Origin of the sequence: Paenibacillus aceti (assembly GCF_003614185.1) — a bacterium.
In the GTDB taxonomy this organism is placed as follows: Bacteria; Bacillota; Bacilli; order Paenibacillales; family Paenibacillaceae; genus Fontibacillus; species Fontibacillus aceti.
Genome location: NZ_KZ987724.1, coordinates 2,465,462 through 2,481,448, shown reverse-complemented (window position 1 = coordinate 2,481,448; position 15,987 = coordinate 2,465,462). Strand labels below are relative to the sequence as shown.

Here is a 15,987-nt window from a genome sequence, read left to right as displayed (position 1 = left end):
AGGCCATTTGCATGACCACAGGCAGCTCTTTATTTTTCTTGGATTATCTTGCCATCCAGCCGCCGTCAACACAGAGAACATGTCCGTTCAAATAGTCGGAAGCAGAGGATGCGAGGAAAACAGCCGGGCCTTGCACATCTTTAGGTGTTCCCCAACGTCCGGCAGGGATTCTCTCGGTAATCGAAGCATTTCTATCCTCGTCTGCACGAATTTGCGCAGTATTGTCAGTAGCCATATAGCCTGGAGCGATACCGTTTACTTGCAAGCCTTTATCAGCCCATTCATTAGCAAAGGCCTTCGTCAAGCCAGCTACGCCATGTTTGGACGCGGTATAGCCAGGTACATTAATTCCGCCTTGGTAGGAGAGCATCGAGCAGATGTTGATAATTTTGCCGCTGCCTCTTTCAATCATATGTCTGCCAGCGATTTGCGACAGAAGGAATACGGTGCTGAGGTTGAGATCGATAACATCAAACCAGTCCTTCTCACTATGATCCTTGGCCGGAGTCCGGCGGATGATGCCGGCATTGTTTACGAGAATGTCGACATGGCCAGTCAGTTCAAGAGCCTTGTCGAAAGTCTGTTGCAGAATGGAATGCTCGCTCAGGTCAACGACGAGGTCTGAAGCCTTACGTCCCATGCCATTGATGGCCTTCACAGTCTCCTCGCTGGTGCTGTATGAAGCGCAGACAACGTCTGCTCCTGCTTCTGCTAGTCCTAATGCTATGCCTTGACCCAGTCCGCTTGCTGCGCCGGTAACGAGGGCTGTTTTGCCTGTAAGATCGAATAAATTCATCGGATAAAACACTCCTTATGGATTGGATTCACCGTGTTTGTAGTCACTGGTCAGAAGTCGGATGCCCATGTCTCTGTACTGCTGCGCCGTCTCGGGTTTAAGCCCGCGATCGGTAATAATAGCGCTGATTTCATCCAGAGATGCGAAGGTTCGCAGAGCGGTCTGTCCGAATTTATGATGATCGATAACTGCAAAAGATTCACGGGCAGTATCTATTAATGCACGCTTGAAATCAATTAAATCACCGGTATATATAGATAGACCATGTTCAGGATGAACACCGGTTGTCGATATAAAGGCTTTTTGAATATTCAGCTGCCGAATGTAGGAGGTCGCCTCTGATCCGGCAAGCATATTGCGAACCCTGTAGCCTCCAGGCACGACGAGAAGGATTTGGTCTTTGGCAGCAAGCTCGCTAATGATATAGACATCGTTGGTAACTACAGTTAGCGGCTGATTGTCCAGACGACGAGCAATCTCAAGCGTCGTACTGCCACCGTCAAGCGCGATAATATCATGCTTGTTAATATGACGGAGGGCCTCTAGGGCAATCTCAACCTTGGCGTCTGCATTTTTGGCGAGCGGTTCTCTGGAGGGCAGAATGCCGAACTGATCATCCTGGGCAAGAATGGCTCCTCCATGAATGCGGCGGATCAAGCCTTGCTCTTCCAATTTGGACAGATCCTCGCGGATCGTCTTGCCTGTCACCTGCAGACGCTCGCTTAGCTCCGCTACTGTAACCTCTTTATTCATCAACAATACTTCCATAATCTTCTCGTGACGCCGGATCGGGTTCATAACTAGCCTCATTTCTTTTCAAACATCTTTTTCTCTATAATTAGAAGTGCTTCTATTTTAACTCTTTCATATCTACCGGGTCCATATCAGAGTAGATCTTGTTGTCTCCAGCCATGCCCCAGATGAATGTATAGTTGCTTGTTCCGACACCGCTATGAACCGACCAGCTTGGGGAGATGACCGCTTCTTCATTTCTCATGATGATATGTCTCGTTTCGGTGGGTTCGCCCATCAGGTGAACGACTACAGCATCTTCAGGAAGATCGAAATACAAGTAAGCTTCCATCCGGCGAGGATGCACGTGAGCAGGCATTGTATTCCACATATTGCCCGGTTTGAGCAAGGTCATACCCATAACCAGTTGTGCGCTCTGAATGCCGTTCTCGTGAATGAAACGGTAGATCGTACGTTCATTGGAATTGGTGATCGAACCCAGATCAGCCGATTCCGCATCTGCCAGCGTAGCTTTGGCGGTAGGAAATTCCTTGTGAGCTGGTGCGGAGTTCAGATAGAACTTGGCAGGGTTAGCAGCGTCTTTACTATTGAAAATAACTTCTTTGCTGCCCATACCTACGAATAAGCACTCTTTGTTCTCCAATTCGTAATTTGTTCCATCTACAGTAACGCTTCCGGCACCACCGATATTGATAATCCCGAGCTCACGGCGCTCAAGGAAGAAGGACACGCCAAGCTCTTTCAGGTCAGTCTCTAATTTAACAGCTTGGTGAACCGGGTTTGCTCCGCCGACAATAAGACGGTCTTCATGAGATAGTACAAGCTCCAATTTATCAGGAGTAAACAAAGTTGGAATATGGAATTCCTCGCGCAGGCGCTCCGTATCGAATTGCTTAGCCTCATTTGGATGAGAAGCATAACGTCTTTCCATTTGAAAAAGTCCCCTTTACAAAATGATAAGTTCTTATATTGTTCAATTTACTCCATTTGAGTTCATTTATCAAGTTCATTTGTGTTTATTTTTTGAGAATTGTGATGTATTCTAGGATTGTAGTGAAGGGTTTGGAGCTTGTTAACAAAAAAACTATGGATATATGGACGTAAATGGAGTATTGTGGTTTTGTGAATGGGCTTGTGAACGGAAGTGAACGATGGCTTGTTCGATATCCAATAGACAGCTAGTAAATCTCATAAATATTTGAGAGTGAGGAGACCAATATGAAGAAAATCCAGCTTATTCAGAAGATTGTTGAGGAAGGTGTCGTTGCCGTTCTTCGCGGGGAGTCGGCAGAGGAAGTTGTCGCTATGGCCGAAGAGGCTATCGCCGGCGGTATCAAAGTCATCGAGATCACGATGACGGTTCCTTACGCATTGAAAGCGATCGAAGAATTATCTCGTAAATATACATGGAATTCAGCGGATGAGTCGACCTATGCGATTATTGGGGCAGGAACGGTACTGGATGCTGAGACAGCGCGTGCTGCAATTCTTAACGGTGCAGAATTTGTTGTATCTCCGTTCCTCAGTCCTGAGACAGTGACCCTATGTAACAGATATCGTGTACCGGTGATGCCGGGTACGATGACGGTGAAGGAGATCAACGAAGCGCTTGAGCTAGGGGCGGATATTATCAAGCTATTCCCGGGTAATCTGTATGAACCATCCGTAATCAAGGCAATCAAGGGTCCATTACCACATGCGAATATTATGCCAACGGGTGGTGTATCGCTGAATAATCTGGGCGAGTGGATCAAGGCGGGTGCGGTCGCAGTCGGGATCGGCTCTGATTTAACGAATGAAGCGGTGAAGAAGCAGGACTTCTCGCTGATCCGCAACAAGGCTGCTGCTTATGTTGAAGCTTATCGTCAGGCAAAAGGGATCTAAGTTACTATAAAAGATAAAGAGCGAGCTTCAAGGCAATAAAGGCCTAGAGGCTTGCTCTTGTTGTTGGCATGATCGCTGGCTGTCCGCCTTTTAATCCAAAGTGTACCGTTCAAGTCCGATCGGCAGCGGCGCTGGGCGTGTGCAGTTGCTCTGCATTTGATAATATTGCCCGGAGTCGGAGGAATCATGGAAGCCCCACATCGCTTCTAGCACATGGTAAGCCATCTCTCCATTAGCACGGTGTGGCCGGCCGGATTGCAGGGCATAGGCCATGTCGGCGACGCCGATACCGCGGGTGTTCTCACTATACCCAGATAGCAGCGGTACCTCCGTCCACTCTTCCTCTCCAAGTTTACGATATTTGACGGGACCGCCGAACGTATTCGGATCAGGAACGAGTAGCGTCCCGGCTGTGCCGTGAATTTCAATCGGCGGGAGGGTGCTGCCCCCGAAGATGTCGAAGCTCGTAATTAATGTAGCAATAGCCCCGCTGCTGAATTCCATCGTTCCGGCAACATGGGTCGGAATCTCAACAGGGATCTTCTTGCCGCACTTTTTCTCACTGGATATGGTCCGTTCCTGCAGAGCCATTCCGGTGATCCCGGCGATTCGGGAGATGGGGCCGAGCAGTTGAACCAGCGCTGTTAAATAATAGGGTCCCATATCAAAAAGCGGTCCGCCGCCTTCTGCGTAGTAAAATTCAGGGTCAGGATGCCAGTGCTCATGCCCGCGGCTCATCATGAAGGCGGTCGCTGATACCGGACGGCCAATGGTACCCTCTTCGATGACCTTCAAGGCCGTCTGGATGCCCGCGCCGAGGAAGGTCTCCGGCGCACTGCCTACGATCAGTCCTCTCTCCGCTGCCGTCTGCAAAATCCGCTGCCCTTCCTCGCGTGTAACCGCTAGCGGTTTTTCCCCATACACATGCTTGCCAGCCTCAAGTGCCTGGAGGCAAATCTCTGCATGCACCGCCGGAATCGTCAGATTAATAATGATGGAGATTTCCGGATCGCTAAGCAGTTCTTCGGTGGTGCAGGCCCGTGGGATATTGTATTTTTCAGCCTGTGCCTGTGCCCGGTTCATATCCAGGTCAGCACAAGCGGTAAGCTCTAAAATTCCGAATTTGGTGCAGTTTTGCATGTAGATGTCACTTATTTTACCGCAGCCAATAATGCCGACTTTCTGCCTACTCATGGATGTCTCCCCCTTTTATGCGTTGTCGTACTGATTTTCAGCCAAGCTTATTATTACATTGCGTGCCACCTTTGTTGGCTCAATCCTACAGTACCTACTGCACCTGCTGCTTGCCTTCCGCTGCCCAGAGCAATCCGCGCGCCATCAGTTCCTTCACCGGAGGAAGCTCTACGATCGTGGCTTGATGTCCCAGGGAATTATAATATACTCGTCCTAGTCCCCAGCGTTTTGTCCAGACGACAGGCATATCCACGGCTTTGTTCAGACGATGCGGACCATCAGCAACAGGGAATCGGGTCGTGGCCAGCACTTCGACAGCGGGATCGACATGTAAATAATACTGCTCCGAGGTCACTGTGAAATCAGAGATTCCTGCAACGATCGGACTGGAGGAGTTAGTAATCTCTACCTTGTATTCGACGCCATCATTACCTGGATGGGCCACCCATTGTCCGCCAGTCATAAATTGCCAATCCACATTATTACGGAAGGAGTCGCACATCCCGCCGTGGCATCCAGCTAACCCGGTTCCGGCTTGTACTGCCGCTGACACATGGTTTACATAAGTCTCGGAAATTTCGCCCATCGTCCACACAGGTACGATCAGATCCAGCCCGAGCAATTTCTCGGCATCTGCAAATGCATCAAGGGTATTGGCTACCTCCACTTCAAACTGATGCTCTCGTAGAATATTACTGAAAACAGCAGCAACTCGCTCCGGATCATGTCCATCCCAGCCGCCCCAGACGATCAATGCTTTTTTCATAGTTATCTGTCCTCCATAATTCAAGATTGATATTGCTTACGGACATTATAGAAAAAAGACATCCTTCGCACTCGCCAGTTTCTGCAGGAATATAGTCAAAAAATGCGTTCTCACAAAAAAAATTCTAGCCCAATTTTCTAATGGAATTTTTAATCAGGGGTCGCCTCCTTATTCAACATACATATTTCTAGTGAATATTGCTGCGGGTGTCCGAGGGAGAGCAGCCTTTTAGCTCTTTGTACACCCGGTTAAAGGTACGGATACTGCCAAATCCACATTCCAGTGCGATGTCCGTGATGCTGGCGTGTGTGTTAACGAGCATATGCTCCGCCATAAGTACCCGGATCGTGTTGAGGTAGGTTTTGAAGTTCATTCCGATTACTTTTTTGAAGGAACGGCAGAAGTGGGACGGATTCATCTCGAACCGCTCTGACATCATCTCTACGGACAGGTCCAGGGAATAATTCGCTTCGATAAAAGTAATGATTTGTTGAAACTTAGCCCGCTTGCTCTCGAACCGCTGGTTGGAGCTGCGCTCAAAGGGAACGGTGGGGAGATGTCTGCATAATGTCCCGAACAACTCCAGTAGATAGCTCTTGATGTACATAGGGTAGCCGGTGATGGCGCTTTCTTTTTCCTGAAGTATTTGCAGCATTAAATGACGAACCCGGGACAGTTCTGATGGTGTCGAATCGATAAACGGGGACGCGAACCGGAAATCAACAGGCCAGCTCTTGGCTGTGCCGATCAGCTCTGGCTTACAAATCAACATAAATACCTCGGATTCCGCATCTTTGCTCTCATAATAGTGGATATCGTTACTGCAGCAAATGACCATATCCCCCGCCCGAAGCAGACGTCGCTCTTCATTGACTCCAACGACCATCTCGCCTTTCTCCACATAGACAAATTCAATCTCATTATGAAAATGCGGATAAAAAGACAGATTCACAATCCGATGTATCACCAGCGGAAGCTCAGCATCCATATTCCAGTTCTGATAGACCGATATCATATGTATCTCCATTGTTGTTAAGTTGAAGTTGTAATTTGTTTTTTGCATGATAGTAGCTTTAGTTCATCATACCGAGTAGGGGGATTTTTGTCTAATGGGGGAATGTTTTTAATACCTGATGGAAAGTGCGCTTTACATTACTGAGTGGAAGTGCCATATTATATATGGAAAGTGAGCTTTCCATAACGAACGTGAAAATCGTTGCTGTAACTGGGGGAAAAGATGAAAAACAGATTGGCAGAAATCAGAAGAGTACGAGGGATAAAGCAGGAGGATCTTGCGGAGGCCCTAGAGGTCTCAAGGCAAACCATCGGTTCGCTCGAGAATGGACGCTACAACCCATCTATTCTATTGGCATTTAAAATTTCTAAATATTTCAATATGGCGATCGAAGATATTTTTATTTATGAGGAGGATGAAGTGTTATAGTCGAATTACATTTTTCCCATGGTCGCCAGTGGTTGTATAGTGCAACTTGCCTTGAAGGGCGTCGGGTAAAGTAAATGGATCATCGGCTTGACTATTCGACAGTACCATGTTTCCGCCGATAGAAACGCTGTATGCTACACCATCAAATTGTTTATCTTCCCCAATGACCTCCAAATCGTGATCTGATACATACACAGAGTTAGGATAGACAACAACTTCGATGTCCTTAATCCGTAAGTCCGCTGTTTCAACGGTGAGGCTATAGACTTTCGGATCCTGATGGAGTTGAAGCTGCTGATAAAAAAGGAAGATAACTGCCACGATCAGGCAAACAGACAGAGATGCTAAAGCAATATTTTTCCTAGTCATGATAAGAACTCTCCTTTAACCTCGCCTAATTAGTTAATAGCACAATGTACAACTAAATCCTCACCAACCGATCCCAGCGTTACTTTAATTGCAAAACTTACACTTAGAATGCTGATTTTCGGTTATAATCGCAGGAATAATTTATTTAGATGTACGAAATACAATTATAAGTGGTGCTTAACGGTTTTCTTGCGAAATAGGTGTACCCTCTGCATTTAAACAAAGTTGCTTGAAGTTACTCTGTTCAAAAGTGGCTCTAGAAAACACTCAAGTGTTCTGAAAAGTGATCAATAGTCGCTAGTGTCCCAGCAATGCCTCATCCTCCAACACTAAAGTTACTTAATAAGATAAGTGTGAATATGCAGCTATATTGGTGCGTTTTGCTGTTCACCCGTGATATAACTGCTTTTATACATCTATTCGTACCGATTATGCTGCAAACACAAAAAAACAACTCCCCAAGATCGATAATCCATCAGGTAGTTGTCCGTAGTTACAGAGCAGCTTCTGCCTCTGACCACTAAACGAATTAATGCTCGAAAGTCCAGAAACCCTTATTTACTATAAAAATCGAGACGACAGGATTTGAACCTGCGACCTCTTGCTCCCGAAGCAAGCGCTCTACCAAGCTGAGCCACGTCTCGGCGCTAGAATCCGATCCACTCATCAAGTGCAGCAAATGATGAACTGAAGGGAACAACTGCAATTATACTCCTGTTGAGAAAACCTGTAAAGGGATGGAGTTTTGAAAAATCAGGGCTATTACGTGGGCTGTTGCGTTTGGAAGAAACTTTCTATATAATATAGGGTGACTCATTGGATATATGCGACTTTGATGAGGATTATTAGTTTGATTTCTGCACCATTCAGAGAGCCGGCGGTTGGTGCAAGCCGGTTGGAGCGGGCAAATGAACTCACCTCGGAGTCATGATGCGAACGGATCTGGCTTTGGCCATCTTGGTCAGGGTGCTGATGTCGATAGTGTTTTGGCACAGTGGCACAGTTCTGTAACATCATCGTCTTACCCGCGTTACTGGGTACATAAGGGAGCGAAGGGCAAAGCATGTCCGACGCTAACTAGGGTGGTACCACGGGAAATTTCCTCTCGTCCCTAGCGATAAACGCTATGGATGGAGAGGTTTTTTACATTTCAGGAGATGTTTAAGAGGAGGATTCAAGAATCATGGCGGACAAGAACGTACCTCATGACGTTTATCAAGCCCAATCGATTGAGCCAAAATGGCAGGCGTTTTGGGAAGAGAATCACACTTTCAAGACTCGCGAAGAAGCGGGCAGACCGAAATTTTATGCACTAGATATGTTCCCTTATCCTTCGGGTGCAGGGCTTCATGTCGGCCATCCTGAGGGCTATACGGCCACAGATATCGTATCACGCTATAAGCGGATGCGCGGCTACAACGTGCTTCATCCGATGGGCTGGGACGCTTTCGGCCTACCAGCGGAGCAGCATGCACTGGATACCGGCGAACATCCACGTGATATTACGATCAAGAACGTTAACAATTTTCGGCGTCAGATCAAATCGCTCGGTTTCTCCTATGATTGGGACCGCGAGATTAGCACAACTGATCCGGAATACTATAAATGGACACAATGGATCTTCATCCAGCTCTACAAGAAAGGGCTCGCCTATGTGGCGGAAATTCCAGTAAACTGGTGTCCAGCACTGGGTACTGTACTTGCCAATGAAGAAGTGATTGACGGCAAGAGTGAACGCGGCGGGCATCCGGTTATCCGCAAGCCGATGCGTCAGTGGGTGCTGAAGATTACTGAATATGCAGAGAGATTGCTGGAAGACCTTGAGGAGCTCGACTGGTCGGAGAGTATCAAGGACATGCAGCGCAACTGGATCGGTAAATCCGAAGGGGCGGAAGTCGTATTTGACATCGATGGGCATGAGGATCAGCTGGTCGTATTTACGACCCGTCCGGATACTTTGTTCGGTGCCAGCTATGCGGTGCTTGCGCCGGAGCATGAATTGGTAGCTAAGATTACGACCGATGCTCAACGTGACTCGGTAGAGATCTATCAGGAACAGGCGGCTCATAAGAGCGATCTGGAGCGTACTGACCTGGCCAAAGAGAAGACAGGCGTATTTACAGGTGCGTATGCGATTAATCCGGCGAATGGTGCGAAGCTGCCGATCTGGATCGCGGATTATGTACTTGCCGGCTACGGTACTGGGGCAATTATGGCTGTTCCGGGCCACGACGAACGCGACTATGAATTTGCCAAGCAATTCGATCTTCCGATCATCGAAGTGGTGTCCGGTGGCGACCTGTCCAAGGAAGCTTATACTGGAGACGGCCTGCATGTGAACTCCGGGTTCCTCGATGGACTGGATAAAGAAGAAGGCATCAAGAAGATGATCTCCTGGCTTGAAGAGAACGGCAAAGGTCATGGCAAAATAACTTATCGTCTGCGTGACTGGCTGTTCAGCCGTCAACGTTATTGGGGCGAGCCGATTCCGATCCTTCATTTGGAAGACGGAACGATGAAGCCGGTGCCTGAGGATCAGCTGCCGCTTGTCCTGCCGGAAGTTGAGCATATCAAGCCGTCTGGCACCGGTGAATCCCCATTGGCGAATGTTACGGATTGGGTGAATACGGTAGATCCAGAGACAGGACTCAAGGCTCGCCGTGAGACTAATACGATGCCGCAATGGGCGGGAAGCTGCTGGTACTACCTGCGCTATATCGATCCGCGTAATGATAAGGAGCTGTGCTCCAAGGAGAAGCAGCAGGAATGGCTTCCGGTCGATCTGTATATCGGTGGTGCAGAGCATGCGGTATTGCATCTGCTCTATGCTCGTTTCTGGCATAAGGTGCTGTATGATCTTGGTGTCGTATCTACGAAGGAGCCTTTCCATAAGCTCGTGAACCAAGGCATGATTCTGGGGACGAATAACGAGAAGATGAGTAAATCCCGCGGTAATGTCATTAACCCGGATGATATCGTGAACCGTTACGGTGCAGATACACTTCGTATGTATGAAATGTTCATGGGACCGCTTGAAGCAACCAAGCCATGGAGTGAGAACGGGGTTGAGGGAGCGCATCGATTCCTGTCCCGGATTTGGCGCCTGTTCGTTACTGAGAATGGCAGCCTGAATGCTAAGATCGGCGGGGCAGGTAGCGATGACTTCAAGCGTACCTGGCATAAGACGGTGAAGAAGGTCACGGAAGATCTTGAGGCTCTGCGCTTCAATACCGCGATCAGCCAATTGATGATCTTCGTCAATGAAGCTTATAAAGCGGATAGTATTCCGAAGGAAGCTGCCGAGAATTTCGTGCAGATGCTGTCTCCGCTTGCACCGCATATTGCTGAGGAATTATGGGAGCGCCTCGGCCATACTGGAGGCATCAGCTATGTGTCATGGCCAACCTATGATGAAGCTTGGACCGTTGAGGCTGAAGTGGAGATCGTCGTTCAAGTGAACGGCAAAATCGTCGAACGTACGAAGATTTCCAAGGATCTCGACCAAGCAGCCATGCAGGAGCACAGCATGGGCCTGCCTAATGTCAAGCAGGCTATTGAGGGTAAAACCGTACGCAAGGTTATTGCGGTTCCGGGCAAGCTCGTGAATATCGTCGTCGGATAATCCATTTTATAAATGTTAGACAAGGACTGGGAAGACCGGCCGATCCCGGCGGTCTTCCTTTCTTGCTATATACATTAGAATATGTAGTGAAGCATCGCTTGAAATAATGGGAAGCTCGTTAACTCGTTGAATTAATAATCATCAAATGTTTCGTTGAACAATATGTCTAATTTGTCCAGATCCTCATTATATTTCTGATGTGTGGCGTCGATAAGCTTGGAGAATACGTCCTGAAGCCCCAAGTCCAGAATGGCGATCCCTTCGGCTGTGATTCCGCCGGGTACGGCGACGCGCCGCTGGAGCTCTTCCGGGGAGAGTCCGCCTTCCGTAAGCAGCTTCCCTGTGCCGAGCAGCATTTGCGCCCCCAGAGAGATTGCATCGGCTCGATCGATACTGGTCATTTCGGCGGCCGTCTCAGCCCAACGCTGCAGAATAAAGGCGATAAAGGCCGGGCCGCAGCTGGAAATATCGGAGGCGATCCGGGTCTGCGATTCCTTGATCATTAGCGGGGTGCTGATGGATGACATGAGCTGCTCTAGCAAGAGGCGATCCTCGGGTTGGATGCGTGATCCATAGATACAGAGCGAGGCTCCGCTTTGGACGGAGTGCGTGATACTGGGAACAATCTTGGCGATGCGTGACGGGACGGCTCGTTCGAGCATTTCAATCTGTACAGGGCTCGTAATCGAGACGATAATTTGCCCTTCAGTCAGCACATCCTTGATTTCCGAGAGGACTCCAGGGAAGTCTAGCGGCTTCACACATAGGAATATAATCTGGCTCTCCCGTGCGGCATCGACATTGCTGGTTACGACACGAACTCCGGGATGGCGACCTGCAATTTGTTCTGCTTTTTGCTGCGAGCGATTGCTAATGCAAATGAAGCTTTGGTGTAGCGCACCGGAGCGTAGAAATGCTTCGATCAGCAGACCGCCCATTGATCCTGTTCCGATGAAAGCCACTTTCATCCCGTTCCCTCCTTTCGTGCATAGATTTCTAACGAAACAGAGTATCGCTATTTGCGCCAAAAAGGGCAGCTGAAAATGGTAACGGAACGGGGGAGCGTTCTGTGGTTTCGTTAGCGACATATGAGCTCTATGCAGTGTTTTTATATATGTATGCATCTTGATTGGATCTTCATGACCTCACGGTACAGATTCTTTTGAGAATGGAGTGTATATAATGAAGAGAGGCTATATTATCACCTCAATCTGTTCTGCTCTGGCAGGCGCTGCAATAATGCTCCTGGCCCTGGGAGGTAGCCGGGCGTCCGGGATAGAGGGCTGGACCCCGGTGAACCGAGAAGTCGCCATGAGTCTAGAGGAGTCGATGAGCGGAGCGAATAGGGCAACTAGCCAATCGGCTGTGGATGCGGCGGAGACTTCAAGGCAAGCGGTCGGAATCTCAAGCGGAGAACAGGTAGCTCCCTCAACGGAGACTTCTACTGGAGAAGGGACAGGGGCAGCTGTCAACGATAAGGGACAGAATGATCGGTTAGATGTAAAAGCTGCTACTTCATCGGATGGCGCCAAGCAAGGGAATGAATCGGTCGCTGAGACTCAAGGCAAGAGCGGATTAATTAATATTAATACGGCTGGCTTGGCTGAGCTTCAGGAGATTCCTGGAATTGGCGAGAAGAAGGCGCAGGCAATTATTCATTACCGGAACGAGCACGGCTCTTTTCAGTCGGTTAACGATCTAACTCAAGTGAAAGGGATCGGCACAAAAATGCTTGAAAAAATGAAGCCGTATATTGGGCTGAACTAGGAGGCTAACGAACGATGACTCATGATCATGAAAGACGTAAAGACTGGGATACGTACTTCATGGATATCGCCTATATGGTGTCAACCCGTTCCCGCTGCAGCCGTCGCCATGTCGGCGCTGTATTGGTGCAGGGGAAGAAACTGCTTGGAACTGCGTATAATGGAGCGCCCTCTGGCGTTCCAGACTGCTCTGAAGCGGGCTGTATGATCTCCGAGGAATATGAGCTGGTCATCCAGGATGGTCGAGAAACCATGGTCAAAAAACAGCGCTGTGTCCGTACCATCCATGCAGAGCAGAATCTGCTGCTGTTCACCGACCGCATCGACCGCGAAGGTTCTAGCGTATACGTAACGGATGAGCCGTGTTGGACCTGCGCGAATATGCTTGCGAACAGTGGGATTACAGAAGTGGTCTTCCATCGTCCTTATCCGAAGGATACCGATAAAGTCAGGGCGATGATGGAACAGGTAGGGATCAAGTTCCGCAGGTTGGACTCGTATCAGCCGCCACATGAGGCAGCGAGCTCGGTGGAGAACTAGAGGCGCCTTAAATATAGATTTTCATGCACAATGATGTAGGAAGAACCTCATCTGCTTATTAGCAGGTGGGGTTTTTGTTTTTTTGCTTATGTGATAGATGCCAGGAAGGGGGAGAATTTATGAAAAATAGACCATTGGCCGCGATAGCCTGCTGCTGGATTGCTGGGAGTGGGAGCGTCATATTGCTTCATGGAAGCTCAGTGTGGCTGATGTGGGGCGGACTCACTCTGCTCATTCCATTGTTTGGCATTGTACTGAGATACAAACCTAGACAGCTGATTCTATTATGGCTTGCCTTCTCACTTGGCGTGGTATACTGGATGATTAATGATAGTAGAAATACTAGTGAAATTAGCGCTGTGCTAGAAATGAAAGTGTCGGGAATGAAGAAGGACGCTATGTCAGTCCTAGCGGCGGGAACCATCGTATCTGCCATTAAAATTGACGGCGACCGGGTTGCTTTCACAGCTTCTATACATAGCATTGAACGCCACTCTACTGCTGAAGCGGGGATAAATCCGGCTGCAGGGAAGACCAAGACCGCCATTTCCGGTGAGAGGGTGGCTGTACAAGTTAAGCTGGCCGCACAGGCGGAGCAGAATATAGCAGCGTCCTGGAGGCGGGGGCAGAAGGTCAAGCTGCTTGGAAGCATAGAACAGCCAGCAGAGGCGCGGAACTTCGGCGGGTTCGACTATAGCGAGTATTTGCGATCCAAGCGCATTCATTGGATCTTCAAGGTAGCGGGAGCATCGTCGATCGAGGTTCAATCCGGGGGATTGAGCGGATCGGCTCTGCTGGGGGAAGTGGACAAGCTGCGGCAACGGATAGGAGCCCGGGTAGAGCAGCTATTTCCGGAATGGCAGGCAGGTTATATGAAAGGACTGCTAGTCGGGCTGGCGGATGAGCTGGAGCCAGATAAGTACATCCAGTTCACGCAGCTGGGACTGACACATATCCTAGCGATCTCCGGCAGCCATGTAGCCATCAATGTAGGCTTGTTATTCGGCCTGCTCCGTCTTTGCCGGGTTACACGTGAGACCTCGATCATCATCGTATTCTGCTTCGTGCCGATCTATGTATTGCTGACCGGCTTCTCCCCTTCCGTGATCCGGGCCGGAATGATGACGATGCTGGGCTTATATTTATTACGGCAGCGGAGACTGAAGGATGGTCTGAATGTGTTGTCAGCCGCGGCGCTGCTCATGCTTCTGTGGGAGCCGAACTATTTGCTTAATATCAGCTTTCAGCTATCCTTTGCGGTTACCGCCGGGCTGATTATTTTCGTGCCGCAGCTTCTCCCTCTACTTCGCTTCCTGCCATCCAAAATACGCAGTACCGTGGCGATTACTGTTGCTGCAGAGCTTGTCTCCTTTCCATTAACCATCTATTACTTCAATCAGCTCTCACTGCTCTCTCTGGCAGCGAATCTATTCATCGTGCCTGTGATTGGTCTTATCGCATTGCCGCTCGGTACAACGGCTTTATTATCAAGCTGGATCTGGATCAAACTAGGTACGTGGATCGCCTATCCGGTAATCATCGTGAATAAGCTAACTTTTCTGGCAACTGGCTGGCTAACCAGTCACAGCGGTTTTATGACTTACTGGAAGTCGCCGGCATTGCTGTGGATTCTCGTCTACTATTTCATTATTTATACCATGCTGCGATTAAGTGCGAAGCTGCTGCTCCGTCATCCGCTTCAAGCTGCGATGGATGATACAGCTCCCTTGCCCTCTCGTCCTGTTTCCCCGCCACGCAAGAGCTACTACAGTGTAACCAGCGGGAGAATCAGACATTATGTGCTCCTGTCTAGTCTAGTAATCAGTTTGACAGCCCTGCTTATTTACGGATACCGTCCGCTGAATTCTGGAGGAAGCGGCCATATTCAATTTATCGATGTGGGTCAGGGGGATAGTGCTCTGATTACGACCCCGAGAGGGATTAACATTCTGGTAGACGGTGGAGGAACGGTGTCCTTCCGTAAACCAGGGGACAGCTGGCGCGAACGGCGTGATCCGTTCGAGGTAGGGGCCAAGACCGTTGCTCCATTGCTTAAAAAAAGAGGGGTCCATCGCATTGATATCATGATCGCTACGCACGGGGATCAGGATCATATCGGGGGATTGCAGGCGATTATCGAACAGTTTCCGGTCGGTGCGCTATTATTCAATGGAAGCTTCTCCGAGTCGGCGACGCTCGCTAAGCTGATGCAGACGGCAGTGAGCAAGAAAATCCCGATTTATGCTGTCTCGCGCGGTATGGTCTTGAAGCCTGATTCCAGGACGAAGCTAGAATTTTTAGCGCCAATCACCGCTTGGGATGCATCCCGTTCTTCATTGCCGCATATTAAGGATCAGAATGCTGAATCCATCGTTTTCAAGCTGGAGATGGAGGAAGCGAGTTTCCTGTTCACTGGCGATACTGATAAGGTAACCGAGCGTAAAATGCTGGCCCTGGAAAATCAGGACGCCCCAGAGGGAACGGATCCCGATATGAAGCCGGTCGATATGCTCAAGGTGGCGCATCACGGCAGCAAGACCTCGACCTCAGCCCTATGGGTCAGACGATATCGTCCTGCAACTGCGGTCGTATCAGCGGGAGTTAACAATATCTATGGACATCCTCATGCAGATGTCGTGGATCGTCTCGTACAGTCGGGCAGCATGATCTTCCGTACGGACCAACAGGGGGAAATCCAGATTATTGTACGGAAGGGCGCTATTCAAGCAAGACCTAAATATGGCCTGGCCCAATCGCAATAAAGTCCACAAAAAATTCGCCATCCGGCTAGAAACTTTTCACTGGTTCCTGCGTCCCATACAACGACGGATTCCGTCAGGAGCTTGCCATAGA

General features: G+C 49.1%; 14 protein-coding genes, 1 tRNA gene and 1 other annotated feature. Of the genes, 6 read left to right on the top strand and 9 right to left on the bottom strand.

The window, feature by feature from the left end:
* Nucleotides 1–43: 43 nt before the first annotated feature.
* The 3 genes from kduD to kduI are packed head-to-tail and all read right to left on the bottom strand — an operon-like array spanning nucleotide 44 to nucleotide 2,480.
* Nucleotides 44–796, bottom strand: coding sequence for a 2-dehydro-3-deoxy-D-gluconate 5-dehydrogenase KduD (gene kduD / locus BFJ94_RS11185; RefSeq protein ID WP_120462747.1), 753 nt, complete (start codon nucleotides 794–796; stop codon nucleotides 44–46).
* A gap of 15 nt (nucleotides 797–811) precedes the next feature.
* The gene (locus BFJ94_RS11180) at nucleotides 812–1,594 is read right to left on the bottom strand and encodes a DeoR/GlpR family DNA-binding transcription regulator (protein ID WP_120462746.1); all 783 of its coding nucleotides are present in this window, start codon (nucleotides 1,592–1,594) and stop codon (nucleotides 812–814) included.
* Nucleotides 1,595–1,646: 52 nt separating this feature from the next.
* Nucleotides 1,647–2,480 carry a 5-dehydro-4-deoxy-D-glucuronate isomerase gene (kduI, locus tag BFJ94_RS11175; protein ID WP_120462745.1) on the bottom strand — a complete coding sequence of 278 codons (834 nt, stop codon included), beginning with the start codon at nucleotides 2,478–2,480 and terminating at the stop codon, nucleotides 1,647–1,649.
* 287 nt (nucleotides 2,481–2,767) lie between these two features.
* Between kduI and BFJ94_RS11170 the strand changes: the two genes are divergently transcribed.
* Nucleotides 2,768–3,433, top strand: coding sequence for a bifunctional 2-keto-4-hydroxyglutarate aldolase/2-keto-3-deoxy-6-phosphogluconate aldolase (locus BFJ94_RS11170; protein ID WP_120462744.1), 666 nt, complete (start codon nucleotides 2,768–2,770; stop codon nucleotides 3,431–3,433).
* A 90-nt stretch (nucleotides 3,434–3,523) separates the two neighbouring features.
* On the opposite strand, the gene BFJ94_RS11165 is transcribed toward BFJ94_RS11170, so the two are convergent.
* From BFJ94_RS11165 to BFJ94_RS11155, 3 genes are all read right to left on the bottom strand, one after another.
* Entirely contained in the window at nucleotides 3,524–4,627 is a 1,104-nt protein-coding gene (locus tag BFJ94_RS11165; RefSeq protein WP_120462743.1) for a Gfo/Idh/MocA family protein, read from the bottom strand.
* A 94-nt stretch (nucleotides 4,628–4,721) separates the two neighbouring features.
* Nucleotides 4,722–5,393 carry a ThuA domain-containing protein gene (locus BFJ94_RS11160; RefSeq protein ID WP_120462742.1) on the bottom strand — a complete coding sequence of 224 codons (672 nt, stop codon included), beginning with the start codon at nucleotides 5,391–5,393 and terminating at the stop codon, nucleotides 4,722–4,724.
* A 187-nt stretch (nucleotides 5,394–5,580) separates the two neighbouring features.
* Complete coding sequence (locus BFJ94_RS11155; protein ID WP_120462741.1) at nucleotides 5,581–6,408, bottom strand: AraC family transcriptional regulator; 828 nt, start codon at nucleotides 6,406–6,408, stop codon at nucleotides 5,581–5,583.
* A 222-nt stretch (nucleotides 6,409–6,630) separates the two neighbouring features.
* Here BFJ94_RS11155 and BFJ94_RS11150 point away from each other — a divergent pair, with 222 nt between their 5' ends.
* Nucleotides 6,631–6,837 carry a helix-turn-helix transcriptional regulator gene (locus BFJ94_RS11150; RefSeq protein ID WP_120462740.1) on the top strand — a complete coding sequence of 69 codons (207 nt, stop codon included), beginning with the start codon at nucleotides 6,631–6,633 and terminating at the stop codon, nucleotides 6,835–6,837.
* Here the strand turns inward: BFJ94_RS11150 and BFJ94_RS11145 are convergent.
* Together BFJ94_RS11145 and BFJ94_RS11140 are read right to left on the bottom strand one after the other, a co-directional pair.
* A complete protein-coding gene (locus BFJ94_RS11145) occupies nucleotides 6,832–7,206 on the bottom strand; it encodes a hypothetical protein (protein WP_120462739.1) in 375 nt (124 codons plus the stop codon). The two genes, BFJ94_RS11150 and BFJ94_RS11145, sit on opposite strands and share 6 nt — an antisense overlap.
* 570 nt (nucleotides 7,207–7,776) lie before the next feature.
* Nucleotides 7,777–7,850: transfer RNA gene (locus BFJ94_RS11140), tRNA-Pro, on the bottom strand.
* A 179-nt stretch (nucleotides 7,851–8,029) separates the two neighbouring features.
* Nucleotides 8,030–8,322 (top strand) — a binding site (T-box leader).
* A 67-nt stretch (nucleotides 8,323–8,389) separates the two neighbouring features.
* Here BFJ94_RS11140 and leuS point away from each other — a divergent pair.
* Nucleotides 8,390–10,828: a leucine--tRNA ligase gene (gene leuS / locus BFJ94_RS11135; RefSeq protein WP_120462738.1), complete on the top strand. Its 2,439-nt coding sequence runs from the start codon at nucleotides 8,390–8,392 to the stop codon at nucleotides 10,826–10,828.
* A 131-nt stretch (nucleotides 10,829–10,959) separates the two neighbouring features.
* Here the strand turns inward: leuS and comER are convergent, their stop codons facing one another.
* A complete protein-coding gene (gene comER / locus BFJ94_RS11130) occupies nucleotides 10,960–11,796 on the bottom strand; it encodes a late competence protein ComER (RefSeq protein WP_120462737.1) in 837 nt (278 codons plus the stop codon).
* 214 nt (nucleotides 11,797–12,010) lie between these two features.
* Between comER and BFJ94_RS11125 the strand changes: the two genes are divergently transcribed.
* The 3 genes from BFJ94_RS11125 (at nucleotide 12,011) to BFJ94_RS11115 (ending at nucleotide 15,896) form a co-directional block, all read left to right on the top strand.
* Entirely contained in the window at nucleotides 12,011–12,595 is a 585-nt protein-coding gene (locus BFJ94_RS11125) for a ComEA family DNA-binding protein (protein WP_120462736.1), read from the top strand.
* A 14-nt stretch (nucleotides 12,596–12,609) separates the two neighbouring features.
* On the top strand, nucleotides 12,610–13,134 hold the full coding sequence (locus BFJ94_RS11120; RefSeq protein WP_120462735.1) for a deoxycytidylate deaminase: 525 nt from the start codon (nucleotides 12,610–12,612) through the stop codon (nucleotides 13,132–13,134).
* A gap of 119 nt (nucleotides 13,135–13,253) precedes the next feature.
* Entirely contained in the window at nucleotides 13,254–15,896 is a 2,643-nt protein-coding gene (locus BFJ94_RS11115) for a ComEC/Rec2 family competence protein (protein ID WP_120462734.1), read from the top strand.
* The last annotated feature ends 91 nt before the right edge of the window (nucleotides 15,897–15,987 follow it).

What these genes read in the sequence shown, in the direction of transcription:
- kduD (WP_120462747.1), bottom strand. Translation starts at nt 796, where the DNA reads ATGAATTTATTCGATCTTACAGGCAAAACAGCCCTCGTTACCGGCGCA.
- BFJ94_RS11180 (WP_120462746.1), bottom strand. Translation starts at nt 1,594, where the DNA reads ATGAACCCGATCCGGCGTCACGAGAAGATTATGGAAGTATTGTTGATG.
- kduI (WP_120462745.1), bottom strand. Translation starts at nt 2,480, where the DNA reads ATGGAAAGACGTTATGCTTCTCATCCAAATGAGGCTAAGCAATTCGAT.
- BFJ94_RS11170 (WP_120462744.1), top strand. Translation starts at nt 2,768, where the DNA reads ATGAAGAAAATCCAGCTTATTCAGAAGATTGTTGAGGAAGGTGTCGTT.
- BFJ94_RS11165 (WP_120462743.1), bottom strand. Translation starts at nt 4,627, where the DNA reads ATGAGTAGGCAGAAAGTCGGCATTATTGGCTGCGGTAAAATAAGTGAC.
- BFJ94_RS11160 (WP_120462742.1), bottom strand. Translation starts at nt 5,393, where the DNA reads ATGAAAAAAGCATTGATCGTCTGGGGCGGCTGGGATGGACATGATCCG.
- BFJ94_RS11155 (WP_120462741.1), bottom strand. Translation starts at nt 6,408, where the DNA reads ATGATATCGGTCTATCAGAACTGGAATATGGATGCTGAGCTTCCGCTG.
- BFJ94_RS11150 (WP_120462740.1), top strand. Translation starts at nt 6,631, where the DNA reads ATGAAAAACAGATTGGCAGAAATCAGAAGAGTACGAGGGATAAAGCAG.
- BFJ94_RS11145 (WP_120462739.1), bottom strand. Translation starts at nt 7,206, where the DNA reads ATGACTAGGAAAAATATTGCTTTAGCATCTCTGTCTGTTTGCCTGATC.
- leuS (WP_120462738.1), top strand. Translation starts at nt 8,390, where the DNA reads ATGGCGGACAAGAACGTACCTCATGACGTTTATCAAGCCCAATCGATT.
- comER (WP_120462737.1), bottom strand. Translation starts at nt 11,796, where the DNA reads ATGAAAGTGGCTTTCATCGGAACAGGATCAATGGGCGGTCTGCTGATC.
- BFJ94_RS11125 (WP_120462736.1), top strand. Translation starts at nt 12,011, where the DNA reads ATGAAGAGAGGCTATATTATCACCTCAATCTGTTCTGCTCTGGCAGGC.
- BFJ94_RS11120 (WP_120462735.1), top strand. Translation starts at nt 12,610, where the DNA reads ATGACTCATGATCATGAAAGACGTAAAGACTGGGATACGTACTTCATG.
- BFJ94_RS11115 (WP_120462734.1), top strand. Translation starts at nt 13,254, where the DNA reads ATGAAAAATAGACCATTGGCCGCGATAGCCTGCTGCTGGATTGCTGGG.